Below are 25,675 nucleotides of genomic sequence, written 5' to 3'. Positions count from 1 at the left end.
AGCAGGAACCGGGACAGGCGCTGAAATCGCTTGGTGGACAAGAAGGAGTGGCGATGCGGGTAGTGGTCGTTGGGGCGGGCATCGTCGGTGCGGCCGCCGGGTACGAGCTGGCGCGGTCCGGGACGGAGGTCGTGCTGGTCGACTCGGCGATCCCGGGGCGGGCGACGTCGGCGGGTGCGGGCATCATCTGCCCGTGGTCGTCGCAAGTGGACGATCCCGACTGGTACCGGATCGCCGTCGCCGGGGCGGAGCACTACCCGGACCTGGTGGCGGCGCTGGCCGCCGACGGTGAGCGGGACCTCGGCTACCGTCGCGTCGGCTCGCTGCGGCTGGTCACCGAGGACGAAGCCGACGCGGCGCTGCGGCGGGTGGCCCAGCGCGCCGAGAACTCCGCGTTGGCCGGTGACGTGGCGCTGATCACCGGTCAGCACGCGCGCGAGCTGTTTCCGCCGTTGGGGCACGACGGTCCGGCGATCCACATCCCCGGCGCGGCCCGGTTGGACGGCCGCCGGGTGCGCGATGCCCTGCGGCGCGCGGCGGCACGGCACGGTGCCCGGATCGTCAACGGCAGCGCCGCGATCGTCAGCGCCGATGGCGCGGTGCGCGGTGTGCGGATCGGGGACGAGCTCGTCGCGGCGGATGCGGTGATCGCGGCGGCCGGGGCGTGGTCGGCGCAGCTGCTCGAACCGCTCGGCGTCGAGGTACCGGTCACTTCGCAGCGCGGTCAGATCATGCACCTGCGGCTGCCCGGCACCGACACCGCGAACTGGCCGGTCGTGCTGCCGCGGTCGCGGCACTACCTGCTAGCCTTCGACGATTCACGGGTGGTCGTCGGCGCGACCCGCGAGGACGGCACCGGTTTCGAGCACCGGTTGACCGCGGGCGGGCTGGCCGAAGTGCTGCGCGAAGCGCTGTCGGTGGCGCCGGGCCTGGCCGATGCGTCGTACGTGGAGACCCGGATCGGGTTCCGGCCGATGGGGCCGGACATCCGACCGCTGCTCGGCACCGTGCCGCAGTTGTCCGGCCTGGTCCTGGCCAACGGCCTCGGTGCTTCGGGCCTGACGATGGGCCCCTACGTCGGCTCCGTCGCGGCGAAGCTCGCCGTCGGTGCGGACCCCGGCCTCGACCTCACCCCCTACAGCCCGCTGCGGTAGCCGCCGCCCAAGACGCTCGGTTCACCGTTCGGGTGAGCGGTGAAGGGCACCTTTTGCCAAGTATGTTGGTGAAAGGTGCCCTTCACCTCGCAGGGACGCTCAGGTCTCGTGGAGGAGTGGGCCGTGGCTGCCGACGAGGCGGACGGTGCCACCGGCGAGGCGGTAGGAGAGTCCGGCCACCGCGCAGCGGCCCGCGGCCACCTCGGTGGCCAGCAGGGTGGAGCGCTCCATCATCAGGTCGACGGTGCGCTGGATGTGCACGTCCACGATCTCGTCGACCTCGGTGCTGCCCGCGGCGCGGGCGGCCAGGACGCTCGGCGTCACGCGTTCCACGATGTCGCGGAGGTAGCCGGGTGGCTCGGTGCCTTCGAGGCAGGCCTGGCGGGCCGCCGTGACCGCCCCGCACGAGTCGTGTCCGAGCACCACCACCAGCGGTGCGCCGAGCACGCCGACGCCGTATTCGATGCTGCCCAGCACTTCGGGACCGGTGACGTGGCCTGCGGTGCGGACCACGAACAGGTCACCGAGGCCCTGGTCGAAGATGATCTCGGCGGCCAGCCGGGAGTCGGAGCAGCCGAAGAGCACCGCGAAGGGCCGCTGGCCAGGTGCGAGGGAGGTGCGGTAGTCGGCGTCCTGGTTCGGGTGCAGCCGGGTGCTCTCCACGAATCGCCGGTTGCCTTCCAACAGCACTTCGTAGGCCTGGGCAGGCGAAGACGGCGGGTTGGACATGCGGAGACGCTACCGCACGTTGGTTCGAATGACGGCGCCCACGGGCCGCCGTATGGGCGAGGTCACCCCGGCGGCCCGAGCCGGGTTCGCGAGGGCCATGAATCGGACGAAGTAACACGTGATACATTCTGGTGCGTGACGGCGGACCGAATGTCCTGGTTGGTGCTGGTGGTCCGGCTGCCCGCGCAGCCGTCCCGGCACCGCGTGGCGGTGTGGCGGGAGTTGCGCCGAGTCGGGGCGCTTTCGCTGGGCCAGGGCACCTGGACGTTGCCGGACGTGCCCGGTGTCGCCGCCGGGGTGGCACGCGCGATCGAGCTGGCCGAGCGGGGCTCCGGTGAGGTCATCGTGCTCGCGGCCACCGGGCGCGAGGAACCCGACGCGGCGCGGCTTTCGGCGATGTTCACCGCCGAACGGCAGGAGGAGTGGACGGAATTCCTGGCCGACTGCGGCAAGTTCGACGCCGAGATCGACAAGGAACTGCGCAACCAAAAGCTGACCATGGCCGAGTTGGAAGAGGAAGAGCAGAGCCTGGAGCGGCTGCGCCGCTGGTACCGCGATCTCAAGGCGCGTGACGTCTTCGGCGCCCCGGCCGCGGCCGAAGCGCAGCAAAGCCTCCAGCACTGCACCGACCGACTGGCCGAATACACCGAGCAGGTCTTCCAAGCATTGCACCAGATGTGACTGGACGCGCCACAGTGGACGGTGAAGGGATGGTTGAATGACCGGCATCAAGCCGGTGGCCGGTCGTCGCGCCGATCAGGTCTTCCCGTTGTACGCAGCAGGATTCGTCACCGCGTTCGGCGCGCACAGCATCGCCGCCGGATTGGGCGCCTACACCGGCTTCACCTCGCTGCTGGCGCTGGGCCTGCTGCTGGCCGTGTACGACGGCGCGGAGGTGATCCTCAAGCCGGTCTTCGGGGCGCTCGCCGATCGGATCGGCCCGCGACCGGTGCTCTACGGCGGCCTGCTCGCGTTCGCGGCGGCCTCCGCCGCCTTCGTGCTCGTCGACGACCCGGCGGCGATCGGGCTGGTCCGGTTCGGGCAGGGCGCCGCAGCCGCCGCGTTCTCCCCGGCGGCCGGGGCGCTGGTCGCCCGGCTGGCGCCGGACTCGCAGCACGGACGTGCCTTCGGCGGCTACGGCGCTTGGAAGGGGCTCGGCCACGCCCTGGGGCCGGTGCTGGGCGGCATCCTGATCACCCTCGGCGGTTTCGGCCTGCTGTTCGGCACGCTGGCCGGGCTGGCGCTCGCGGTGCTCGCCTGGGCGGTCCTGGTCGTGCCGAAGGTGGCGCCGCTGCCCCGAGATCGCCAGACCCTGTTCGACCTGGCCCGCAGACTGACCGCACCCGGTTTCCTCCGCCCCACCGCCGGGCTGGCGGGCGCGACCGCGGCCCTGGCCGTGGGTGTCGGTTTCCTGCCGGTGGTGGGTGCGGGCGGTGGGCTGGGCCCGCTGGCCACCGGAGCGGCGGTGTCGGTGCTGGCCGCGACCGCCGCGCTGGTGCAGCCGCTGGCCGGTCGAGCGCGCGACGCCGGGCGGCTGCCCGACGGCACCGGAATGGCCGGGGGACTCGCGATCGCCGCGGCCGGGCTGCTGATGGCGGCTGCGGTGCCCGGTCTGCTCGGCGTCCTCGTGGCGTCGGTCGCCATCGGCTTGGGCACCGGTCTGGTGACCCCGTTGGGCTTCGCGCACCTGGCCGCCTCGACGCCGCAGGCGCGGCTCGGCCAGACCATGGGATCGGCGGAGGTCGGGCGCGAGCTGGGCGACGCGGGCGGTCCGTTGCTCGTCGGCGTGATCGCCGCCGCGTATTCCCTGGGTGCGGGACTGGCGGGTCTCGCGGTGGTGTTGCTCGCGTTGGTCCTTGCGATGCGAACGCTGCGGCTCGACGCGAAGCGGTGATCGCGTCATCCCGCTGTGACCGGTGGGGCTGATCGAACCGGCGTACCGAAGCAGTCGGCGGCGTGTCTCCGCTACCCGCGAAACGGGACGGCTAGGCGGTTTTCACAGCTAGCGACGTGGCTTCCGGCGGCGTATTCTCAGCGGGCGGTGGATCGCTCCAGCCCCTGGCGCGCCGCGGGAGCACCCGAAGGATGCCGGGGCTGTTGAACATTCGGCCGCGGCATGCATCGAACGCTCGCCGTGTGTTCGATCCAGGTGTCCGGACGGCGCACCTCCCGCGGACATCCGACAACCGGAGAGGCACCGGCGCGGTACCTGGCGCCGACGTCAGCCCGGCTGGCGGTTTGGTCACTGGGGGTAGCCACCAGCCGCGCCGGTCGGTGGTGAGACGGGCGAGGGGGCCGCCTCACCACCGGCGATCCGCCGCAGGACCCGGTCGAACGTGCCGACCGATCGTGTGAAATCGCGGGGTCAGTTGACGCAGGGGATGCCGTTCGCGGTGATCGCATTCGGCGCGGGAACGTCGGCCTGCGTCCGGTGCGGGCCGTCGAGGGTCACGGCGCGCGGCGGCGCGAAGCCGACCGGTCCTTGGTAGTCGCTGCCGATGACCACCCGAACCCGGCCGGTTGCCGAAGATTCGTCAGGTTCGGTCGGCAGGCCACCGAGCAGCCCCGCGACCCGGTCGGCCGCGGCGTCGCTGCCCGGGGCGTAGCGCACGACCGAGGTCCGGCTCTTCGGCGCGTTGCCGACTCCGCCGACCGACACGCCGCGGTTGGCGAGTTCGGTTCGCACCCGCTGGGCCAATCCGGTGCTCTTCGTGGCGTTCAACACGTCCACGGTGGCCGCTTTGGTCTCGGCGCTACCAGGTTCCGCAGTCGTGGGGTCGATCGTGCGTTTGATGGCCGCCTGCACCTTGCGGGGATCGACCAGGACGACCTGCCCGTCGTCCGGGGTTTCGTAGGCGGCGTTCTCGATTGGAATGGTGCTGAACCGGACCGAGCCCCCGGCCAGCCCGCGCAGCCGGTCGGCGAAGCCGAGCACGTCCCAGTCGCTGTCGAGCAACACCGATTCCTGCACCGATCGGATCAGTTCACGCATCCGGGTGGGATTGGCGAGCACCCCACCGGAGACCACGGATTGCGTGAGACCGGCCAGGAACGCCTGCTGGCGCACCATGCGGTCCAGGTCGCCGCGCGGCAAACCGTGCCGCTGGCGCACGAACGCCAGCGCGTCGGGGCCGGAGATGACCTGCGGCCCGGCGCGGAAGTCGGCGCCCGAGTAGCTGTCCCGCGTGGGCGCGACCAGGCACACCGGGACACCACCGACCGCCTCGGTGATGCGTGCGAAGCCGAGCAGGTTGACCTCGGCGTAGTGGTCGATCGACACCCCGGTGAGCTGTTCGACGCTGCGCACCAACAACTTGCGCCCGGCGTCGCCACCCAGCCGCGCCAGCTCCGCCGGATCGGCGACGCCGCGTCTGGTGTGCGCCGCGACGGCGTCGTCCCGGCCCCGGCCGTAGGCGGAATTGATCTTGTGGCGGCCTTGGCCGGGGATCTGCACGTAGGAGTCGCGCGGGAAGGAGAAGCCCGCCGCACTGGATCCGTCGTTGGGGATGTGCAGCAGGATGATCGTGTCGGTCAGCGCCGCGTCGTTGGCCCCCACGTGCAGCTCCCGGAGCACGCTGGCGGGCAGCGGGTTGCCGTGCGCGTCGGTCCGGCTGTCCATCCCGACCAGCAGGACATCGGTCGCCCCGTCCGCTCCGGCGTCGTTGGTGACGTCGCTGGTCGCGAGGCCGTTGAGCAGGTGGCGGTAGTTGGCCCACGCGTACCCGGTCACCACCAGCACCAGCGCGGAAAGTGCGGTCACCACGATGCGCACCCCGTTGTGGCGGCCGCCGGTCGCTGTGCCGCGGCGCGGCCGACGTGGCTGGGTGCGGCGGCTGCGGGCCGTTCTGGTGTTGTGGTGCGGTGGCACGGTTCCTCCGGCAGCTCGTCCCAAATCCGCTCGAACCTCGCTTCAGCATCGCATTCACCGGGACATCCGGCAGGTCGTCCGATCGCGGACAATCCCGCTACGCACCGCCACCACCTCGGGAGTCCACTGCGGACGGTCGACGTGACAGGCCACAGTGGATAGTGATCAGTCCTCGGTCTCGATGGAGCGGGGTCGCTCGGGCAGATCGCCCTGGCGGATCCGGTAGACCTGCAGCGCGGTGTCGTAGTACTTGGTCGTTTCGCCGACCCACTCCATGCCGATGCGCTCGGCGGTGGCGATCGCCCGGGTGTTGTCCGGGCGGGCCAGGCCGAACACCTCGTCGATGTCGTAGGTGAACGCCCAGTGCAGCAGGGCGGTGGCGGCCTCGGTGGCGTAACCGTGCCCCCAGACCTCCGGGCGCAGCTGCCAGGTCAGTTCGAGGTCCTGGGCGTAGGGCGGCAGCATCCGCAGCACCAGGCCACCGATCACCGCATCGTCGGACCGGCGCTGCATCGCCCAGCGCCCGGTGGGCGGCACCAGGTTGGGCTGCGATTCGGTCCAGGAGTGCACGACGGCGCGCATCGCGGCGAGGTCGGTGACGTTGGAGATGACCGGGGTCAGCCACTCGGTGACCTCGGGGCGGCCGTAGACGGCGAGCGCGGCCTGCACGTCGGCGTCGCTGGTCGTCCAGTCGCGCACGATGAGCCGCTCGGTGGTCAAGGGAGGCTGCACGGCGGTCCTCACCTTCTTCGCACCGGCGAACCGGCCCGCCGGGCGATGCTGGGGGAGGACCTTCGATTCTAGTTCGCCGGATCCGCCGAGGCGCGCTGCTGAGCCGGTGCGCGGCTACCATCGCCGCGATGACCTGCCTCGACAGGAGTGCTGTGCGATGCCGCAGTCGGTGATGAACGCGTGGGTGGTGGCCGATCCCGGTCCGGTGCGGACCCGGCCGCTGGTGTCGCAAACCCTGCCGGTGCCAGTGGCGGGGGCCGGTGAGTTGCTGGTCCGCGTTCGCGCCTGCGGGGTCTGCCGGACGGATCTGCACGTCGCCGAGGGCGACCTGCCGGTGCACAAGCCGCGGGTGGTGCCCGGGCACGAGGTGGTGGGCGAAGTCGTCGCCCGCGGCGCTGGGGTCACCGGCTTCGCCGATGGTGATCGGGTCGGTATCGCCTGGTTGCGGCACACCTGCGGCAGCTGCACCTACTGCCTGCGCGATCAGGAGAACCTGTGTCCGCTGTCGCGCTACACCGGCTGGGACGCCGACGGCGGCTATGCGGAGTTCGCGGTGGTGCCCGCCGACTACGCCTACCGCCTGCCCGAGGGGTATTCGGACGAGGAACTGGCCCCGCTGCTGTGCGCGGGCATCATCGGCTACCGGGCGTGGTTGCGGGCGCAGGTGCCCGAGCGGGGCAGGTTGGGCATCTACGGATTCGGCGCGAGCGCGCATCTCGCCGCGCAGGTCGCCATCGCCAGCGGGGCGACCGTGCACGTGTTCACCCGTTCCGCGCAGGCGCGTGAACTGGCGCTTCGGCTAGGTGCGGCTTCGGCCGGTGATTCCGGCGATCCGCCGCCGGAACCGCTGGACTCAGCGGTGCTGTTCGCTCCGGTCGGGGACCTCGTGCCGACCGCGCTGGCCGGACTGGATCGCGGCGGAACCCTGGCGGTGGCCGGAATCCACCTCACCGACGTGCCGACGTTGAACTACCAGCAGCACCTGTTCTACGAGCGCAACCTGCGCAGCGTCACCGCGAACACCCGCGCGGACGGCCGGGACTTCTTGGACTTCGCGGCCCGCCACCACCTGGAGATCACCACGACGCCCTACGGCCTGGACGAAGCCGACCGCGCGCTGGCCGACCTCGACTCCGGGCGCGTTCGCGGCGCGGCAGTGCTGATCCAGCGGCGCTGAGGCGGAACCCGCCGCAGCGGCAGTGGCTCAGTCGATCAGCTCCCGCAGTGCCGCGGGCAGATCTCGGACTCCGGTGAGCACTCGATGGGCGAGCGCCAAGGCGTCCGGGGCGGGTGGGAAGTGCGGATTGGGGACGGCGAAGACCGTGGTGCCCGCGGCCGCCGCGGCGCGCAGGCCGTTGCTGGAGTCCTCGACGGCGGCGCAGTTCGCGGCGGCGACACCGAGTCCCCGGGCGGCTTGCAGGTAGACGTCGGGGGCCGGTTTGCCCGCGCCGACCTCTTCGCTGGAGACCGCGTAGCGGACTGTCGACCCCAGGTCGGTGGCGTCCAGGAAGGCCTGGATGATGCGCGGTGGTGCGGAGCTGGCGATCGCGACCGGGTGGTCGGCGGCGACGGTTCGCACCGTCTCGGTCGCCTGCGGCAGCAGCGGAGGTCCGTCGGCGTAGCGCCGGGCCATGCGGTTGATGACCTCGGTGGCGATGTCGTCCGGGCTGGTGTCGGCGCCGAGCTCGTCGACCAGGTAGCGCGCCCATTCCGGCGTGCTCATGCCCATCATCGCCTCGGTCGCACCGGGTTTCCAGGCGCCGCCGGTCTCGGCGACGACCTCCCGCCGGATCTGGTCCCACAGCTGTTCGGAGTCGACGAGCACCCCGTCGAGGTCGAAGATCACGCCTGCTGGTCGCACGCCGCCGATCCTAGGTCCACCACTTCGGGCCCACCAAAACTCCACAGTGGACATGTCAAGAAACGTTAATAAGGTCTATTGTTTCAGTGTTGATCGAATTTAATCGACCTCGGCAAGGCGAAACCCAGTGCTGGGAGGAGAACACCCCGGCGTCGACAGGCGCCGGGGTTTTTGCCAACTCAGTGGTGGGAGGGCAGCGGGGGGAGGGTTCCGGCGGCGTCGAAGTCCCAGTCGTGCGGCTCGCCGAGCGCGATCATGTCCGGGTGCGCGGCGACTTCCTCGGCGTACGCCTCGGAGACCTCGATGCGGGGCATCGACAGGGTGTTGCGGATGCGCACCACCTTCGCGGGGCGGTCTTCGGTGCCGCGCGACAGGTGCAGGGCGGCGATGATCGCGTCCCGGTCGTTGGCCAGGGCCATCGGGATGCGGGCTCCGTCGGGGACGCCCGAGGTCAGCGAGTTGGTGTAGAACGAGCCGAACTCGATCTGGTCCACGCAGCGCTGGGTGGTCACGTCCGCGATGCCCAGACCGCAGGCGTTTCCGTTGGTGTGCCTGGTGAGTCCGAGCACCACCACCCGCTTGATCGGCACCGCCTGGAACTTGTCGGCGTTGACCGGGGCTCGCCCGGTGATGTTGGGGTCCATCCCGGCGCCGCTGATGTCCTTGCCGATCTCGTCGACGACCAGCACGTCGATGTCGGACATCAGCAACTTCGGCATCAGCTGCTTCGCCTCCGCCAGCAGTTCCGCTTCGCGCAGCAGCATCTTCTCGGTCGACACCAGTTCGATCCGCGCGATCTGCTCGTAGGCGTTCTCCACCACGGCGAGCCCGAACTCGATCGGGGCCACGCCGAGCACCGCCTCGGCCACCGCCGGGATCAGCCGGTCGAACGCCTCGAAACCGTGGGTGTGCAGGGTCGTCGCACCCTCGTGCTTGCCGAGACCGATGGCGATCATCTTCGCCAGTCCGCTCTCGTGCGTGCCCCGGAAGTCGGTGTGCGGTTTGACCCGGCCGAGCACGATCACGCCGTCGGCCTGGGCCGCCTCGGCGTCGAAGTGCACCGGAGTGCCGTCGGCCAACTCGGCGATCACGACCGTCTCCATGGACGACACCACCGGGGCGCCGACGGTCTCCTCGGTGATCCCGTATTCGGCCAGCACCTGCCGCTGGCCCTCGGCGGTGCCGCCGCCGTGGCTGCCCATCGCGGGCACCACGAACGGCTTCGCGCCGCAGCCGATCAGGGCATCGACCAGGGTGGCGACGATTCGGTCGATGCGGGCGATGCCGCGGCTGCCCGCGGTGATCGCGATCCGCTTGCCGCTGACCGGGTTGGTGCGGTCGTGTTCGACGACCTGGTTGCGGATCGCGGCTTCGAGGTCCTCGACCGCTTCCGCGGCGAACCGCTGCTCGATCGGGATCATCTTGGGGAGTTCGATGTCGGCTCCGGACAACCGGACCTTCTCGACGTTGAACATGCGTCCGATCCTTCTTCGCGCGTTGACCCGGGCAGTGGTCAGAACAGTTGACCTGATCCTCGCATGCGGTGCGGTCGGTTGGAAGGGGGCGCTGGTGCTCACGCGCGGTGTCGGAGCAGTTCCGCGCCACGGCGAAGTCCACGGTGGACCTCGGGCAATGACGTGCTCGGCGCCACCATGCCGTGTCCGGGCTTCGAATATCGCCATTCCAACCCGAGAGCGGCAGGGCCGTAAGCTGGGCGGGTGTCCGGCAAGCGCCCCAATCCCGTGCGGTGGCTGTACTACCAGTACGGCGGCACGCTCCCGCAGCGGTATCGCGAGTGGGTGCTGCACGACGCCACCTGCAAGACGTGGGTGCTGCGGGTGCTGCTGCGGTGCCTGATCCAGATCTTGCCGTTGGGTGCGGTGTTGTTCGTCGGACTCGGCGTGCTGGGCGGGTCGTGGCCGATCGCCGCCGGGGCGCTGCTGCTGGGCATCCTCGTGGTGGTCCGCATCGTGCTGACCAGTTCGGTCGACAGCGTTGACGCGCGCCTGGTGCGCTACGGCTATCCGCCAGGTCACGGCTCCGCGGTCCGTCGGCAGCGCGACGCCGAGGCCGCCGAGCGCTACCGCGCGATCTGGCGCCAGCCCCCACAGGAGTAGCCGCGAGTCGGCTGCTGGCGGTGGCCTGGCGGAATGCGACAAATCGACGCCTCGTGGCACCCGCTCGGAGTAGCCGGGCCAGCGCATCTACTATCGGCAGGTGTCCGATGAGCTGAGCCCCGCGGCGATCTTCCGCGCTGGTACCCGCCTGCGGCAGGTGGTCCGGCGCACCCCGTTGGAACAGAGCACCCGCCTGACCGGCGAGCTCGGTGTTCCGGTGCGGCTCAAGCGGGAGGACATGCAGGTCTGCCGCTCCTACAAGGTGCGCGGCGCGTACAACCTGATCTCCTCGTTGGGGCCTGGCGAACGCGAGCGCGGTGTGGTGTGCGCGAGCGCCGGTAACCACGCGCAGGGAGTGGCCTTCGCCTGTCGCGAGTTGGAGATCAAGGGCCGGGTGTACCTCCCGGCCAACACGCCGCGGCAGAAGCGGCGGCGGATCGCCGAGATCGGCGGCGAGTGGGTCGAGCCGGTGATCGTCGGCAGCTCGTTCGACGAGGCCAGCATCGCATCGCGCGAGGACAGCGAGCGCACCGGCGCGGTCTACGTGCACCCCTTCGACGACCCGCGGACCATCGCCGGGCAGGGCACGGTCGGCTTGGAGATCGCTGAACAGCACGACGGGCCGATCGACACGGTGATCGTGCCGGTCGGCGGTGGCGGGCTGCTCGCAGGCGTCGTGCTGTGGCTCAAGGAGCACTTCCCCGAGGTCCGGGTGATCGGTGCCGAGCCCGCCGGGGCGGCGAGCATGCGGGCTGCGGTGGACCACGGCGGGCCGATCGCGCTGCCGTCGGTGGACACCTTCGTCGACGGTGCCGCGGTCGGGCGCGTCGGGGACCTCGGGTATCGGGTGGTCCGGGATCTGGTCGACGAGCTGGTCGCGGTGCCCGAGGGTGCGGTGTGCACCGAGATGATCGAGCTGTACCAGACGGACGGGATCATCGCCGAGCCCGCCGGGGCGCTGGCCAGTGCGGCGGTCCGGCTGCCGCTGGAGCGCCCGCCCAGGGGACCGGTGGTGTGCGTGGTCTCCGGTGGCAACAACGACCTGAGCCGCTACGGCGAGGTCGTGGAGCGTTCGCTGGTGCACGAGGGGCTGCGGCACTACTTCCTGGTGACCTTCCCGCAGGAGCCGGGTGCGCTGCGGCACTTCCTCGACGACGTGCTCGACGAGGGCCAGGACATCGTGGCCTTCGAGTACGTCAAGAAGAACAACAGGGAAACGGGCCCGGCGCTGGTGGGCATCGAACTCGATCACGCCGACGACCTCGACGCCCTCCTCAAGCGCATGAAGGAATCCCCCCTCCAAATAGAACAGGTCTCCCCAGGCTCCCCCCTCTTCTCCTTCCTCGTCTGAACCCGTTCGACTGAGGAGTGAAGGGCACCTTTTACCGGCATAGTTGGTAAAAGGTGCCCTTCAGTCATGCCCCATCCAGGTGACCGGCGCGTTGCGTCGGGGCGGGTGTGCACCCGATTGGGGGTGAGTGAAGGGCACCTTTGACCGGGTTAGTCGGTCGAAGGTGCCCTTCACCTGGGGGTTTTCGCTCGTTGGGTGGGTTTAGTTTTGGAGGGGTAGGAGTTCTTCTGTTAGGTGGTGGAGGAATTGCGGTAGTGGGGTGGTTTGGTCGGCTGGGCGGATGACGAATTTGGTCAGGCCTGAGTCCAAGTGGCGTTCGATCAGTTGGCGGGCTGTTGGCCAGTTGGCCGCGACCAGGTCGGCTGGGTCGGCGTTTGGGCGGCGGTCGTGGACCGTGGCCAGCACCTCGGGTGGGATGCCGTCTTCGGCGACCAGGAGCGTGATGCCGTAGTGGTCGTCCTCGACCTCGCGGCCCGCTTCGGCGGCTGCCGCCTCGATCGCGGCCCGGCCGCGCCGGGTCTCCTCGGGTGACAGGAAGCTCGCCAGCCAGCCGTCGCCGAGGCAGCCGATGCGCCGCAGCGCGGCGGGTGCGCTGCCGCCGAGCCAGATGTCCAGTGGTTTGGCCGGTTTGGGGCCGATCGACACGCCGTCCACGGCGAAGAACTGGCCGGTGTAGGTGACCTCGTCGTGCGTCAGCAGTTGACGCACCAGGTCCAGGGATTCGTCGAACACAGCGGCGCGCTGACCCGTCGGCACCGGGAACAGGTCGCGTTCGCGTCGTCGGGCCGGTCGCAGACCGAAGACCGGCAGCACTCGCCGCGGTGCGAGTCCGGCCAGGGTGGCCAGTTGCTTGGCGATCAGCACCGGGTGCCGACCCGGCAGCACCGCCACTCCGGTGCCGACCTTGAGGTTGGTGGTGCGGGCGAGCGCGTGCGCCATCCCGATGAACGGGTCGACCTGCGGCGAGTAGATGAACTCCGGCAGCCACAGCGAATCCACCCCGGCCGCTTCGAGTTCGTCGACGGCATCGCGGAACGCATCGGGCGTGGCGTGCGGTGCGCTGAGCCCCACTCCGATTCGAATTTTCACCATCCCATCGGACCACAGTCGCGGGTGGTCACGGGATGTCCGGCGGGAAACGCGCACCGTGATTTAGAGCTCGCGCCGATCGGGTGTAGCGGCGGCGGTCGTCAGGCAAGCGGCGTGAGCCGCTTCCCGCCACCCTCGCAGCTCGCACCGCCGCAGGTTCTCAGCTGTGTCCATGCGGGGACACCCCGCACCCCGAGCTATCTCGCGAGGCCAGCCACGATGTGGCGTATTGGACATACGTGATGTCGGGGATCCCGGAGTCGAGAAGGCCTCTGAGTGCCTGTCTTTGAAGTGGTCGTGTCGGGCCGTCCGCCTCGGGTGAGGTGGGCGATTTCGCGCGAAATCGCCGTCTCCTACGCGGGGCGGGTGGCGATTTCGCGCGAAAACGCCAGGTCTGCCACTCGCACCGCCACGCAAACCAATCCGCGCACCCTCTGAAGCGTCATTCTACAGAATCTTGACGATGGTGCATCCATGTGAAGAGAATGGGTCCGGCAATGCGATCCCGGCTGCGAGGAGGCGGTTGGCGTGACGATCGCGGCAAGACCGGTGGCGGCGGACGTCGACGCGCCGGAGATCGACTTCGACCGGCAGCCGAACACCTACCGGCATTGGAAGCTGCGGCTGGACGGCCCCGTGGCCTGGTTGGAGCTGGACGTCGACGAGCACGGCGGACTCGTGCCGGGTTACGAGCTCAAGCTGAACTCCTACGACCTCGGCGTGGACATCGAGCTCCACGACGCCGTGCAGCGCCTCCGGTTCGAGCATCCGGAGGTGCACGCGGTGGTGGTGACCAGCGCGAAGGACAACGTCTTCTGCGCCGGGGCCAACATCCGGATGCTGGCCGGATCAGCGCACCACTGGAAGGTGAACTTCTGCAAGTTCACCAACGAAACCCGCAATGCGATGGAGGACGCCACCGCCAATTCGGGGCAGTTCTACCTGGCCGCGGTCAACGGCTCCTGCGCGGGCGGCGGCTACGAACTGGCGCTGGCCTGCGACTGGATCGTCCTGGTGGACGACAACTCCTCCAGCGTGGCGTTGCCTGAAGTGCCGCTGCTCGGCGTGCTGCCCGGCACCGGCGGGCTGACCCGCGTCGTGGACAAGCGGCGGGTCCGCAAGGACCGAGCCGATGTGTTCGCCACCCGCAGCGATGGGGTGCGCGGGAAGACCGCGGTGCAGTGGCGGCTGGTCGACGAACTCGCGCCGCGCCGGGACTTCGCCGAGGCCGTGCGTCGGCGGGCGCTGGAGTTCGCCGAGCGCAGCGGGCGACCGGCCGATGCGCGGGGCGTGGAACTCGCGCCGCTGCAACGGCGAGGCGGCCCCGGCGGGATCGACTACCGGCACGTGTCGGCGCGCTTCGACCGTGCGGCGAGCACGGTGGAGATCACCCTTCGCGGGCCGGAAGAAGTGCCCAGCCGGGTCGACGAGGTGCACGCCGCGGGTGCTGCGGGCTGGGTGCTGGCGATGACCAGGGAACTCGACGACCTGATTCTTCGCTTGCGCACCAACGAACCTGAGCTGGGCACCTGGCTGCTGCGCACCGAAGGCGACGCCGACGCGGTGGTCGGCTGCGAGCGGATCATCCTCGACAACGCGGACAGCGACTGGCTGTGCAACGAGATCCTGCACTACTACAAGCGAACCCTGAAGCGCTTGGACGTCACCAGCCGCAGTCTCATCGCGCTGGTCGAACCAGGCTCCTGCTTCGCAGGGCTGCTGCTCGAACTCGCGCTCGCCAGCGATCGCCAGTACATATTGGACGGACCGCCGATCGATGACGAGGACAGCCCGCTGCGCGCCTCGATCCGGTTGACCCGGGCCAACTTCGGCGCCTTCCCGATGGGCAACGGGCTGTCCCGGCTGCAGTCCCGGTTCTACCGCGAGGACGACCACCTGGACTGGTTGCGGCGCGAAGTGGACCGGGAGCTGACGCCGGGTGAAGTCGTCGAACTCGGACTGGTCACCGACGCGCCCGACGACATCGACTGGGAGGACGAGATCCGGCTGGCGGTGGAGGCCCGGCGCTCGCTGTCCCCGGACGCCCTGACGGGTCTGGAGGCCAACCACCGGTTCGTCGGGCCGGAAACCGTCGAGACGAAGATCTTCGGCCGGTTGTCGGCCTGGCAGAACTGGATCTTCAACCGGCCCAACGCGGCAGGCCCGGAAGGAGCCCTGCGCCGCTACGGCACCGGAAGAAAGGCGACCTTCGACCGGAAGCGAGTTTGAGCGAACGCCGTCGTGCGTACCGGCCCGACGACGGAGGTTCGGGAGAGGACTTCCAGGAATGCCCGAGAAGATCGACTACAGTGCGAAGATTCCGAACAACGTCGAGCTCGCCTCGGATCGGCGGTTGCAGCGCGCCCTGGAGGGCTGGCAGCCGAAGTTCCTGAACTGGTGGGCGGAAATGGGCCCGGTGCTGGAAACCCAGGGGGTGTACCTGCGCACCGCGGTCAGCGTCGGCCGGGACGGCTGGGCGCACTTCGGGCACGTGGTGCCCGCGGAATACCGGTGGGGGATCTTCCTGGCCGAGCGCAATCCCGAACGCCGGATCGCCTTCGGCGAGCACGCGGGCGAACCGGCCTGGCAGCAGGTGCCCGGCGAGTACCGGGCGGACCTGCAGCGGCTGATCGTGATCCAGGGCGACACCGAACCCGCTTCGGTGGAGCAGCAGAAACTGCTGGGTCTGACCGCGCCGAGCCTGTACGACCTGCGAAACCTCTTCCAGGTCAACGTCGAAGAGGGCCGCCACCTGTGGGCGATGGTGTACCTGCTGCACGCCTACTTCGGCCGGGAAGGCCGGGAGGAGGCCGAGGCGCTGCTGCACCGCAACTCGGGCAGCCCGGACACCCCGCGGATCCTCGGTGCGTTCAACGAGGAAACCGCCGACTGGCTGGCCTTCTTCATGTTCACCTACTTCACCGACCGGGACGGCAAGTACCAGCTCGGCACGTTGAAGGAGAGCGCCTTCGACCCGCTGTCGCGGACCTGCGAGTTCATGCTCAAGGAAGAGGCGCACCACATGTTCGTCGGCACCACTGGTGTGGACCGGGTGGTCGCCCGCAGCGCGGAGCTGATCCGGCAGCACGACACGCTGGACATCGGCCCGCACGGCGGTGTGCCGTTGGAGATCATCCAGAAGTACATCAACTTCCACTACACCGTTTCGCTGGACCTCTTCGGCGGCGAGACCTCCACCAACGCGGCCAACTACTTCACCGCCGGACTCAAGGGGCGCTGGCAGGAGACCCGCCGCAAGGACGACCACCAGCTCACCGAGGACAGCACCTTCCTGGACAAACCCACCGCGGAAGGCACCTGGACGCAGGAGGAGGTGCAGACCCTGCTGGCGTTGAACTTCGACCTGCGCGGCGAGTACATCGCCGACTGCCAGACCGGCCTGAAGCGGTGGAACAAGATCCTCGCCGAGTACGGCATCGAAGCGCGGCTGGCGTTGCCCCATCCGGGTTTCAACCGCCAGGTCGGGATGTGCGCGGGCTACCACGTCACACCCGGCGGTGAGCTCGTGGACGAGCGGACCTGGGCGGCTGGGCGGCGCAAGTGGTTGCCCACCGACGAGGATCTGGCGTTCGTCCGCTCTCTGATGCAACCGGTCTACCAGCGCGGCAAGGTCGCCAGCTGGGTGGCGCCACCGACCAACGGCATCAACGGAAAGCCGTTCGACTACGAATACGTCTACCTCACCTGACCCGAAGGCGGCCGACGATGTCGACAGCTTCGTCAACGACGACAAGCTCCACGGGATTGTTCAACGCCACGCAGTACCTGGTCGATCGGCACGTGCTGGCCGGTCGCGGCGATCATCCGGCGGTCATCACCGCGGACCGCACCGTCAGCTATGCGCGGCTTTCCGATGACATCCGGCGCATCGCGGCCGGGTTGCGCGCGCTGGGCGTCGGCCCAGAGGACCGCGTGCTGCTCTGCATGGCCGACGATGTCGAGCTGTTCAGCGGGATTCTCGCCGCGATGCACCTCGGCGCGATCGCGGTTCCGGTGTCGACCATGCTCACCGCGGCGGAACTGCGCACCCTGGTCGTCGACTCCCGTGCCCGCATCGTGCTGGGCTGCGCGGATTTCGGCGCCACGGTGTGCAAAGCCGTTGCGGGCGCGCCGGAAGTGCGGCACGTGGTCCAGGTCGGCGACCGCCCCGACGGCCTGGCCACCGGGGTGACCGGGCACCGCTGGGACGAGCTGCTCGGCCACGGCGCGGCCGAAACCTTCCCGAGCTGGCCGGATTCACCGGCGCTGTGGTTGTACACCTCGGGAACCACCGGTGCGCCCAAGGCGGCCATGCACCGGCACACCGACATCAGGTTGGTCGCGGAGAACTACGGGCAGCAGGTCCTCGGCGTCAACGCCGACGACCGCTGCCTGTCGGTGGCCAAGCTGTTCTTCGCCTACGGCCTCGGCAATTCGATGTTCTTCCCGCTGTCGGTCGGTGCGACCGCGGTGCTGGAGCCGGGACGACCCACCCCGGCGCGCTTCGCCGAGCGCGCCAGCGGCGACCGGGCGACGCTGCTCTTCGGCACGCCCAGTTTCTGGGCTCCGCTGCTGACCAGCGAGGTGTCCGAGGATGCGTTCGCCTCGGTGCGCCAAGGGGTTTCCGCAGGTGAGATGTTGCCGCCCCGGTTGTTCCACGGCATGCGCGAGCGGTTCGGCGTCGAGGTGCTCGACGGCATCGGCTCCACCGAGATGCTGCACATCTACATCTCGAACCGGCCCGGTGCGGTGCGGCCGGGATCTTCGGGCACCGCGGTACCCGGCTACGACGTGCAGATCCGGGACGAGCGCGGCGCGGTGATCGAGGCGGCCGGGCAGGCGGGGGAGCTCTACGTGCGCGGGGCCAGCGCCGCCACCGGGTACTGGTGCCGGGCCGACACCAGCAGGCAGGTGTTCCAGGGCGAGTGGATGCGCACCGGCGACACCTACCAGCGCAATGCCGACGGCAGCTACACGTTCCTCGGCCGGTCCGGCGACATGATCAAGGCAGGTGGCATCTGGGTCGCCCCCAGCGAGGTGGAGGCGCAGCTGCTCAAGCACCCGGCCGTGGCCGAGGCGGCGGTGGTCGGCATCCCGGACGCCGATGGGCTGGACAAACCGGTCGCCTGCATCGTGCCGACGCCCGGCAGCCGCCTCGATGCCGAGGAGCTGATTCGTTGGTGCCGCGACGGATTGGCCGCCTTCAAACGTCCCCGCGCGGTGGTGGAGCTCACCGAGCTGCCGCGCACCGCAACGGGCAAGGTCCGCCGCAACGTGCTGCGCGAGACGCTGGCAACCGATGCCCCGGCGCAGCAGGCCGGGTGATCATTGTTCCTTGGCGAGCAGTTCGTCCCAGTGCTGCTGGGATGCGGGCCACCACGCGTCGTGCTCGTCGTGGAACAGTTGGGCGGCCTTGATGCCGTTCCAGTTCGGCGGCAGCAGTCGCAGCGGGAGTCGCGGGTCGAGGAACGGGAACCGGCGCCACTCGTGCACCAACCGGATCTGCGCGTGCAGCACGTCGCGGCCCGGGTTCAGGCCGGTGAACTCGTCGATGAACTCCGCGTAGCGGCGCTCCACTTCGGACAGATCCCAGGAGCGGGCCACCAGTTCGGCTTCGTCGCCGATCTGGCCGTAGCCCGCGATGAACGACATCGCCGCCGATTCCGGCACCAGCTCGGCGACGATCTGCTTGGCTTCGGCCTCGCGCCGCGGATCCGGGCTGACCCACACCCCTGGTGTCGGGGAGCCGAATCCGGCCCAGGTCAACCGGGTGCGCAACCGGTGGCGCAGGTCGCGCTTCGATTCCGGCACGGACACCAGCAGCACCACCCAGTTGCCGTCCCAGTCGCGTTCGTCGCGGCCGAAGCCGTAGATGCGTTCCGCGCCTTCGGTGAGCAGCCCTCGCCCCTGCGGGGTCAGCGACCACCGCACCCGGCGGCCGTGGCGCTGCGACTCCAGCCAACCTTCGGCGGCTGTCCGGGACAGGGCCTGGCGGGCGGACTTCTCCTCGATGTCGAACATCGCCAGCGCTTCCACCAGCGTCGCGGTCCACACCGGTTGGCTGCGCGGCAGCACGAACTCGCCGAGCACCGTCATCAGCAGTGATCGGGCGCTGGCGTGGCTGACCTCCCGGCGGCGGCTGACCACCGGACCCGACGCGCGGGCCGACGTGCTACGCAAATTACTCCAGCCGTCAGATACCTGTAGTGCTTTCAAGTGTAGTCGCCGGTAGGTGGAGCGTGAAGGCGGTGCCGACGCCGACGGTGCTGCGCACCTCGATCCGGCCGCCGTGCACATCGATGAGGTGGTGGGTGATCGCCAACCCCAGGCCGCTGCCACCGGCATGCCGGGTGCGAGATTTCTCCGCCCGCCAGAAGCGGTCGAAGACGTGCGGCAGCGCCGCCGCGCTGATGCCGACCCCGGTGTCGGTCACGTCGATCAGCACCTCGTCGGCCACCCGCCGTGCCCACAGCGCGACCCGGCCACCGGCGGCGGTGTAGCGCAGCGCGTTGGACACCAGGTTGCCCAACGCCTGGCGCAGCCGGGTCGGGTCGGCGGTGAGGTCGGGTTCGCCGTCCACGGTGGCGGTCAGCTCGACACCGCCTGCCTCGGCCCGGCCCCGGTGTGCGGCGGCGACCTGCTCCAGGATGGCGCCGATGTGCACGGGCTCCGGGTACACCCGCAGCTTCCCGGCATCGGCGAGCGCGAGGTCCTGCAGATCGTCGACCAGGTGCTGCAACAGCAGGGTCTCCTCCAGCAGCGACGCGACCAGCGGCTGGTCGAGGGTGGCGACGCCGTCCTGGGCGGCCTCCAACCAGCCGCGGACGTTGACCAGCGGGGTGCGCAGTTCGTGGGCGATGTCGCTGACCATCGTCTTGCGCTGCGCTTCGTTGCGTTCGACCTGCGCGGACATCGTGTTGAACGCCGCGGCCAGCTCGCCGATCTCACCGCGCGCCCTGGTGTCCACCCGCGCCGACCGGTCGCCGCCGCCCATCTTGCGCGCCGCCGCCGTGATCGCCGCGATGGGCCGGACCAGGCGACTGGCGGCCAGCGCGGTCAGGCCCACGGTGAGCACCAGCACCACCAGCGCCGTCCACGCGATCCGGGAGGTGCCCACAGTGGACAAATCGGTCGGGGCGGGGTTTCCGCCGGGTCGGGTGATGAACAGCTGCGCCGCGGGTGAGACGTAGGCGCCGAGCTGCTCCCGGCGCCCGGCGTCCACGCAGCGCTTGTCCTCCGGAGACGAGCGCAGGCCCTCCGGCGAGTTCGTGTTGGCGGCGTCGGCGGGCAGCGGATCCAGGCCTTGCCGGGTCAGGCAGGCGTTGACCAGGTTCAGCAGTTCAGCAGTCGCCTTGGTTTCGGTATCGGTGGTAGCCGGTGGGTCGGCGCAGCGCTCCCTCGGCGTGGTGGGCGGCGCATAGCCGACGTTCGGCGGGGCTGGTACGGCGCTGGGCGGGGCTGGCCGGGCTGGCTCGGAACTCGGTTCGAGGGTTCGGATCGGCGGCCTGCTCTGCTGGGGCGTCTGTTCGGCGGGGCTGGCCACCGCGGCGATCTGGACCGTCGAGCGCCCGTTGGGCAGTTCGACGATCGTGCCGTCGCTGCCGAACCGCCGCAGGCACGACACCTGCCGCGTAGCGGCTTGGCGCAGCTGGTCGCGCTCCACCTCGGTCAGCCGGTACGGGCCGACCGCGCGCGGATCGATGCCCGCGGCCGCGATGTCGGGTTTGAGGACCGGGTCGACGGCGAGCGGATCGACCACCGCCGACGGGGTTTTCGGCAGCGGCGGGTCCTGCGGGCCGCCGGAGTCGGCGATGGGCAGGTGCGCCGGATTGGTCAACGTGATGCGGCGCCCGGTCTGCGCGGACAACTCCGACACCACCTGCTGGACCCCGGACCACTGCGGGTGGGTGGCCGCGTAGCCCAGCAGCGAGTCGTAGATCTTGGTGTCGGTGGCGAGAGTTTCGCCGAGCTCCTGGTTGATCGCACCGCTGGTGCTCTGCGCGGCCAGCCACGCGGTGGCCCCGATGGAACAACCGGCCACCACCACCGACATCGCCAGCAGCCGGGCCAGCAGGCTATGTCGACGCGCCATCAACGGAGATGTCCTGGAGCTTGTAGCCGACGCCGTACACGGTGAGCAGGTGCACCGGTCGTCGGGGATCGGGTTCGAGCTTGCGGCGCAAGTTCATCACGTGCACGTCGATGGTCCGCTCGGTGATGAACCGGTCCATGCCGAAGGCCTGGCTGAGCAGCTGGCCGCGGGTGAACGCGCGACCGGGTTCGGCGGCCAGCACCGCGAGCATCCGGAACTCCGCGGGCGTGCACTCCAGCGGTGCGCCGCGCAGCGTGACCTCGTGGCGCTGCTGATCCACCACCAGGTCCCCGACGCGCAACGGCTGCTGTCCGCGATCCTGCGCACGCCGCACCCGGCGCAGGATCGCGCGGACCCGCGCCGCCAGCTGTCGCGGGCTGTACGGCTTGGTCACGTAGTCGTCGGCGCCGAGGTCGAGTCCGAGCAGCACGTCCTCCTCGGTGGTGCGCGCCGTGAGCAGCACGATCGGGACGTCCGATTCGGCGCGCAGGATCCGGCAGACGTCCAGGCCGTCGACCTTGGGCATCATCACGTCGAGGACGATGAGATCGGGTTCGCGCCGCCGGGCCTCGTCGATCGCCGCGCGTCCGTCGGGCACCACGACGACGCGGTGGTTGTCCCGTTCCAGATAACGCCGGATCAGCTCGGCCTGCTTCGGGTCGTCCTCGGCGACCAGCACCTGTGCGCTCACGTTGCGCATTATCGCTTTCCGCCGCCGCGCCGGTCGCCGCGCCCATCGAACCATGACCGCCGCTGAACAGGATCTTCACATTCCGCCGCAGCGGCGGGGAATCGAACAGGTTCTTCACATCGACCAGACGGGATCTTGAAAAACCCGCTGGAAGCTGTGCGGTGTCCGGCACTCCGGATCAACAGTCGAATGGAAAGGACGCGATCGATGAAGCTTGGTCGTACGTGCGCAGCCGCAGCTCTGCTCGGCGCGGCGGCGCTGCCGCTGGCGGCGCCGATCAGCTGGGCCGACGCGCAGCCGCCCGTCAGCGCGCCGCAGCCGCCGGAAGCGCGACCCGCGCCCGTGCAGCCGCCCACCGCTGAGCAGCCCTCGGCGCGACCCGCGCCCCCGCAGCAGCGGCCGCTGCCCACCGAGCGGCCGCGCGGACAGGTGTCGCAGCGGCCGGTGGGCGCGCCGGAAACCGGTGGGGGACCGGAGGAATCGGGCATCAACCCGGTTGCCGTCGGCGGTGCCGCCGCGGCCGTCATCGCCGCTGGCGCTGGGGCTGCGCTGGTGCTGCGTCGGCGGCGCGCGAACGCGAACTGAGGCGCCTGGATGAGCGTGCATCCTCGCGTGCGGGGAAACCGGGGTGGTCGCGGCAGGATCGCGGCCACCCCGGCCCTCGTGGCCCTCGCCCTTTCCCTGGTCCTCTCCGGCTGCGCAGCGGACCAGCAGCCCATCGACCTCGCCGCGCCCGACCCACCGCAGGCCCCAGCCGAAGTGTCCACCCGGACGCCGAGCGCGCTGCCGTCATCGGACCCGACGTGGATCGAGATCCCCCGGATCGGCGCCCGGTCGTCGCTGGTCCCGCTGGGGCTCAACCCGGACCGGACGGTGGCCGTGCCGCCGGTGCAGCAGCCGATGCAGGCCGGTTGGTACCAGTACAGCCCCACGCCCGGTTCGGTCGGACCGGCGGTGGTCCTCGGGCACGTCAACGGCGCCGGGCAGGACGGTATTTTCGCGCGGTTGCGGGAACTGCGGGCAGGCGATGAGATCCGCATCGGCCGCCAGGACGGGCAGGTCGCCCGATTCGTCGTGCGGCGCATGGCGCAGGAGCCCAAGACCGGCTTTCCGGCCGACGAGGTCTACGGCGACACCGCGGGGCCGGAGTTGCGGCTGATCACCTGCGGTGGCTCGTTCGACCACACCGCCCACAGCTACCGCGACAACATCATCGCGTTCGCCGCCTTCACCGGCAGCGGGTAGTCAGCTCAGCTGTTCGTGGCAGGCCTCGGTCAGCCGCCGCTCGCTGACCGCTTCCAGGATCCGGACTTCGGCGCGCGAGGAATCGAAATCCAGCTCGCCGATGGCGTTTCCGAAGAACGGGCCCGCGGTTTTGCGCCACTGGACCGGCAGTGGCGCGACCCCCGCCCGTTCCGCCAGTCGCCGCAGCAACCCCGCCAGCGGCGCCGTCCACGCCGCGCGCAGCGGTCCGCGCAGCACGCGCGGCGCCGGGTTGTGCAGCGGTGAACAGGTCAGCTGCACCACGCGGGATCGCGTCGGTTGTCCGAACTCGGCCTCGGCCAGGTAGCTGTGGTGCACGTCGCCGGAGAGCACGCTGACCGTCAACGGCGCGCCGTCGCCGTCGGCGCGGTCCCGGATGAGTGCGGTGAGCCGGTCGAAGGAGTTCCGGAACGCGGCCCAGTGTTCGAGGTCGCCGAGCTGCCGGATGCGCTCGGCGAGCCTCGGCAGCCGACCCCGGTCGGTGCAGGCGACTTCGTTCCAGGACTGGATGTGGTGCACGGCGGGCGGCAGCAGCCACGGCAGCGACGAGGCGAGCACCAGGTGCTCGTGATCGCTGTCGACGGTTTCGCGCAGCCACCTGAAATCGCCGTCGGAGAGCATGGCGCGGTCGGCGGTCTCCAGGATCCGGCCGCAGCGGGTGTCCAGCACGACCAGCCGGGTCGGGCCGAGGTCGCGGTGGTAGCTCCACCGCACACCTTTCTCCCCGTCCTGCTCGACATCGGCGCGCGCGGCGTGCTCGCGCAGCACCGGCAGGGCATCGCCGGACCGCCCGGCCACCAGCACCTGCTGGTAGGTCTCGTCGCGGTCGAGTTCGTCCGGGCTGAGGTTGCCGATGTGCTGGTAGATCCAGTAGGAGATCAGTCCGCCGAGCAGGCGCTGCGGCCACCACGGCGCGCGCGCCTGCTGCGCCCGCCAGGCGCGGGAGGTGTTCCAGTCGTCCCGCACGTCATGATCATCGAAGATCATCATCGTCGGCACGGTCGAGAGCAGCCACCGGATTCCCGAGTCGCGCCAGGCCTGCCGGTACAGCAGCGTGTACTCCTCGAAGTCGGCGACCTCGGTGCCGGGCGGACGCCGCAGATCGCGCCGGGCGCGCAGTTGGCTCCGCAGCTCGGGAGTCGTCTCGTCGGCGTAGACCTGGTCGCCGAGCAGCAGCAGGGCATCGGGCCAGTCGGATTCGGGGGTGCGGGCCAGCTGCGCGCCGTAGGCGGTCAGCGCATCCGGTCCGAGCGCTTTGCGCAGTTTGGCGTCTTCGGGGCGGTCGAAGTGGCAGGAACCGAACAGCAACCGCAACTTCGCCGATTTCGCCACCGGTCGGATCCAACTCGGCGGGCCGCCGGGCTCCGGCCAGACGACGCGTTCGTCCAAGCGCACCTCGTACGGCGTGGCGGCGTCCAGATCCCGCACGGTGACCAGCGCGTAGTGGTGGCCGCCGACCTGGAAGGTGGGTGCCGAACAGTCCAGCACCGCGACCGTGCAGGGACCGTCGGTCTCCACCCACACGGTGGCGCGTGTTTCGTCTACGTAGCGAAGCAGGGGGCCCAGCACCAACTTGGTCACCCGACCTGAATACCCGACCGAGGTCAAGAAGGAAACAACTGGGGATTGCACATTGGATTTTCGTCCACTGTGCGCGGGTTCGTCCACGTCGACCGTTTCGCCGGATGCCCACCAAAATCGTCCACAGTGGATTTTTTCACATCGCGCGGGTGCGGGGGACCGGGAGCACGACGGGCCCGGCTCCGAGTGGAGCGCGGGCCCGCCGATCTCGGTGCCGGGTCATTCACCGCCGACGTTGACGTCGACGCAGGCGTAGAAGGCGTTGGCGGTGTCGGCGATGTTCCAGACCGCCAGCACCTTCTGCGGGCCGCTGACGCCGCTGAGGTCGACGGTGTGCGAGAGCTGCGACGGCGGCTGCTCGCCGCCCTGGTCGAACACCGCGACGCGGTTGCCGCCGATGAAGTACTCCCAGGTGGAGGTGGAGTGGGCGGCGGTCAGCGTCCAGTTGAAGGTCACCGAGTTGCCGACCGGCGTCACCGCCCAGCCCTTGCTGTCGTCGTCCAGCTCCGCGAAGGCGGAGTTGCCACCGCTACAGCTGGTCAGGCCCTTGGGGCCCTCGACGCTCTGCGGCTCGTACTTGATGGCGCCGCAGGGCACGGTCTCGGCGGCGCACTGGGCCTGCCGGCTCGGCGGCGAGTCGATGTAGCCGTGGGCGCTGGCGGTGCCGGTCGGAACCGCCACCAGGAAGGGGGCGAGCGCCGCACCGACGGCCGCCGCGGCGATCTTCGGCTTCTTGTTCATCTCAGCTCCTTTGGTGAAACCGCTGGGTAAACCGCGCCGTCAGGTGAGCGGGTCCTGCTCGGCGGTGCTGGGTGGAACCGGGCCGAGGAAGGGAGGGACATTCCGGCGACCGACCGGTCGACCGGGCTCCGGCCCTGTTTGAACCGATGGTCTGGACCATAGGTTCGGCGGTGCGGCGGGGTCAAGAATTGTCCGATGTGTCACCGCGATGGCGCAGTTCGATGCGGGCCATGGCCAGCGGGAATGCGGGTTTTGCGCGGGTGAATGCGTTTTTCCCAGGATGGTTCCCGTTTTTCACGTACTCCGCACCGAAGTCGCCCCGCACCTGCGGAAGCTGTGACCCGCTCGGTCGTGCGACCGGTCGATCACCCGGCGGATTGCTCAGCTTCCGTTCTGCTGCTGTGAT

At 70.1% G+C, this 25,675-nt stretch carries 22 protein-coding genes; 11 read left to right on the top strand and 11 right to left on the bottom strand.

Features of this window, described 5'->3' with window-relative positions:
* The first annotated feature begins 53 nt into the window (after positions 1-53).
* On the top strand, positions 54-1,154 hold the full coding sequence (locus tag ACTWQN_RS13920; RefSeq protein ID WP_443203862.1) for an NAD(P)/FAD-dependent oxidoreductase: 1,101 nt from the start codon (positions 54-56) through the stop codon (positions 1,152-1,154).
* A gap of 99 nt (positions 1,155-1,253) precedes the next feature.
* On the opposite strand, the gene ACTWQN_RS13915 is transcribed toward ACTWQN_RS13920, so the two are convergent.
* Positions 1,254-1,883 (bottom strand): carbonic anhydrase, encoded by a 630-nt coding sequence (locus ACTWQN_RS13915; RefSeq protein WP_443203861.1) that lies wholly within the window; start codon positions 1,881-1,883, stop codon positions 1,254-1,256.
* A gap of 135 nt (positions 1,884-2,018) precedes the next feature.
* On the opposite strand from ACTWQN_RS13915, the gene ACTWQN_RS13910 reads away from it, so the two are divergent.
* Both ACTWQN_RS13910 and ACTWQN_RS13905 read left to right on the top strand, forming a co-directional pair.
* Complete coding sequence (locus tag ACTWQN_RS13910) at positions 2,019-2,564, top strand: Chromate resistance protein ChrB (protein WP_443203860.1); 546 nt, start codon at positions 2,019-2,021, stop codon at positions 2,562-2,564.
* Positions 2,565-2,601: 37 nt separating this feature from the next.
* Positions 2,602-3,777 (top strand): MFS transporter, encoded by a 1,176-nt coding sequence (locus tag ACTWQN_RS13905; RefSeq protein WP_443203859.1) that lies wholly within the window; start codon positions 2,602-2,604, stop codon positions 3,775-3,777.
* A gap of 471 nt (positions 3,778-4,248) precedes the next feature.
* On the opposite strand, the gene ACTWQN_RS13900 is transcribed toward ACTWQN_RS13905, so the two are convergent.
* Together ACTWQN_RS13900 and ACTWQN_RS13895 are read right to left on the bottom strand one after the other, a co-directional pair.
* Positions 4,249-5,751 (bottom strand): LCP family protein, encoded by a 1,503-nt coding sequence (locus ACTWQN_RS13900; protein WP_443203858.1) that lies wholly within the window; start codon positions 5,749-5,751, stop codon positions 4,249-4,251.
* A gap of 165 nt (positions 5,752-5,916) precedes the next feature.
* Positions 5,917-6,483, bottom strand: a complete 567-nt coding sequence (locus ACTWQN_RS13895; protein ID WP_443203857.1) for a GNAT family N-acetyltransferase — start codon at positions 6,481-6,483, stop codon at positions 5,917-5,919.
* A 172-nt stretch (positions 6,484-6,655) separates the two neighbouring features.
* On the opposite strand from ACTWQN_RS13895, the gene ACTWQN_RS13890 reads away from it, so the two are divergent.
* Positions 6,656-7,660 (top strand): zinc-binding alcohol dehydrogenase family protein, encoded by a 1,005-nt coding sequence (locus tag ACTWQN_RS13890; protein ID WP_443204048.1) that lies wholly within the window; start codon positions 6,656-6,658, stop codon positions 7,658-7,660.
* Positions 7,661-7,687: 27 nt separating this feature from the next.
* Here the strand turns inward: ACTWQN_RS13890 and ACTWQN_RS13885 are convergent, their stop codons facing one another.
* Complete coding sequence (locus ACTWQN_RS13885) at positions 7,688-8,344, bottom strand: HAD family hydrolase (protein WP_443203856.1); 657 nt, start codon at positions 8,342-8,344, stop codon at positions 7,688-7,690.
* A gap of 179 nt (positions 8,345-8,523) precedes the next feature.
* Positions 8,524-9,819, bottom strand: a complete 1,296-nt coding sequence (locus ACTWQN_RS13880; RefSeq protein ID WP_443203855.1) for a nickel pincer cofactor-dependent isomerase, group 22 — start codon at positions 9,817-9,819, stop codon at positions 8,524-8,526.
* 243 nt (positions 9,820-10,062) lie between these two features.
* Here ACTWQN_RS13880 and ACTWQN_RS13875 point away from each other — a divergent pair, with 243 nt between their 5' ends.
* Both ACTWQN_RS13875 and ilvA read left to right on the top strand, forming a co-directional pair.
* Positions 10,063-10,461 (top strand): DUF5313 family protein, encoded by a 399-nt coding sequence (locus tag ACTWQN_RS13875; protein WP_443203854.1) that lies wholly within the window; start codon positions 10,063-10,065, stop codon positions 10,459-10,461.
* A 100-nt stretch (positions 10,462-10,561) separates the two neighbouring features.
* On the top strand, positions 10,562-11,812 hold the full coding sequence (gene ilvA / locus ACTWQN_RS13870) for a threonine ammonia-lyase IlvA (protein WP_443203853.1): 1,251 nt from the start codon (positions 10,562-10,564) through the stop codon (positions 11,810-11,812).
* A 201-nt stretch (positions 11,813-12,013) separates the two neighbouring features.
* Here the strand turns inward: ilvA and ACTWQN_RS13865 are convergent, their stop codons facing one another.
* Positions 12,014-12,904 carry a TIGR03854 family LLM class F420-dependent oxidoreductase gene (locus ACTWQN_RS13865; protein WP_443203852.1) on the bottom strand — a complete coding sequence of 297 codons (891 nt, stop codon included), beginning with the start codon at positions 12,902-12,904 and terminating at the stop codon, positions 12,014-12,016.
* A 525-nt stretch (positions 12,905-13,429) separates the two neighbouring features.
* Here ACTWQN_RS13865 and boxC point away from each other — a divergent pair.
* The 3 genes from boxC to ACTWQN_RS13850 are packed head-to-tail and all read left to right on the top strand — an operon-like array spanning position 13,430 to position 18,226.
* Positions 13,430-15,130, top strand: coding sequence for a 2,3-epoxybenzoyl-CoA dihydrolase (gene boxC / locus ACTWQN_RS13860; RefSeq protein WP_443203851.1), 1,701 nt, complete (start codon positions 13,430-13,432; stop codon positions 15,128-15,130).
* 58 nt (positions 15,131-15,188) lie between these two features.
* Positions 15,189-16,610 carry a benzoyl-CoA 2,3-epoxidase subunit BoxB gene (gene boxB, locus ACTWQN_RS13855; protein ID WP_443203850.1) on the top strand — a complete coding sequence of 474 codons (1,422 nt, stop codon included), beginning with the start codon at positions 15,189-15,191 and terminating at the stop codon, positions 16,608-16,610.
* A 17-nt stretch (positions 16,611-16,627) separates the two neighbouring features.
* A complete protein-coding gene (locus tag ACTWQN_RS13850; protein WP_443203849.1) occupies positions 16,628-18,226 on the top strand; it encodes a benzoate-CoA ligase family protein in 1,599 nt (532 codons plus the stop codon).
* On the opposite strand, the gene ACTWQN_RS13845 is transcribed toward ACTWQN_RS13850, so the two are convergent.
* The 3 genes from ACTWQN_RS13845 to ACTWQN_RS13835 are packed head-to-tail and all read right to left on the bottom strand — an operon-like array spanning position 18,227 to position 21,684.
* The gene (locus ACTWQN_RS13845) at positions 18,227-19,048 is read right to left on the bottom strand and encodes a PaaX family transcriptional regulator (RefSeq protein ID WP_443204047.1); all 822 of its coding nucleotides are present in this window, start codon (positions 19,046-19,048) and stop codon (positions 18,227-18,229) included. It abuts the gene before it with no gap.
* A gap of 46 nt (positions 19,049-19,094) precedes the next feature.
* Entirely contained in the window at positions 19,095-20,993 is a 1,899-nt protein-coding gene (locus ACTWQN_RS13840; RefSeq protein WP_443203848.1) for a sensor histidine kinase, read from the bottom strand.
* The gene (locus tag ACTWQN_RS13835; RefSeq protein ID WP_443203847.1) at positions 20,977-21,684 is read right to left on the bottom strand and encodes a response regulator; all 708 of its coding nucleotides are present in this window, start codon (positions 21,682-21,684) and stop codon (positions 20,977-20,979) included. The genes ACTWQN_RS13840 and ACTWQN_RS13835 overlap by 17 nt, the downstream gene beginning before the upstream one ends.
* Positions 21,685-21,891: 207 nt before the next feature.
* On the opposite strand from ACTWQN_RS13835, the gene ACTWQN_RS13830 reads away from it, so the two are divergent.
* Positions 21,892-22,269, top strand: a complete 378-nt coding sequence (locus tag ACTWQN_RS13830) for a hypothetical protein (protein ID WP_443203846.1) — start codon at positions 21,892-21,894, stop codon at positions 22,267-22,269.
* A gap of 9 nt (positions 22,270-22,278) precedes the next feature.
* Positions 22,279-22,929: a class F sortase gene (locus ACTWQN_RS13825; RefSeq protein WP_443203845.1), complete on the top strand. Its 651-nt coding sequence runs from the start codon at positions 22,279-22,281 to the stop codon at positions 22,927-22,929.
* Here ACTWQN_RS13825 and ACTWQN_RS13820 read toward each other — a convergent pair whose 3' ends face one another.
* Positions 22,930-24,528: an alkaline phosphatase D family protein gene (locus ACTWQN_RS13820; RefSeq protein ID WP_443203844.1), complete on the bottom strand. Its 1,599-nt coding sequence runs from the start codon at positions 24,526-24,528 to the stop codon at positions 22,930-22,932.
* Between the two features lie 219 nt (positions 24,529-24,747).
* Entirely contained in the window at positions 24,748-25,269 is a 522-nt protein-coding gene (locus ACTWQN_RS13815; protein ID WP_443203843.1) for a lytic polysaccharide monooxygenase auxiliary activity family 9 protein, read from the bottom strand.
* Between the last annotated feature and the right edge of the window lie 406 nt (positions 25,270-25,675).

Origin of the sequence: Saccharopolyspora antiqui (genome assembly GCF_052246905.1) — a bacterium.
Taxonomy (GTDB): Bacteria; Actinomycetota; Actinomycetes; order Mycobacteriales; family Pseudonocardiaceae; genus Saccharopolyspora.
Note: the sequence above shows the minus strand (reverse complement) of the source record. Positions and strands in the feature narration are given on the sequence as shown.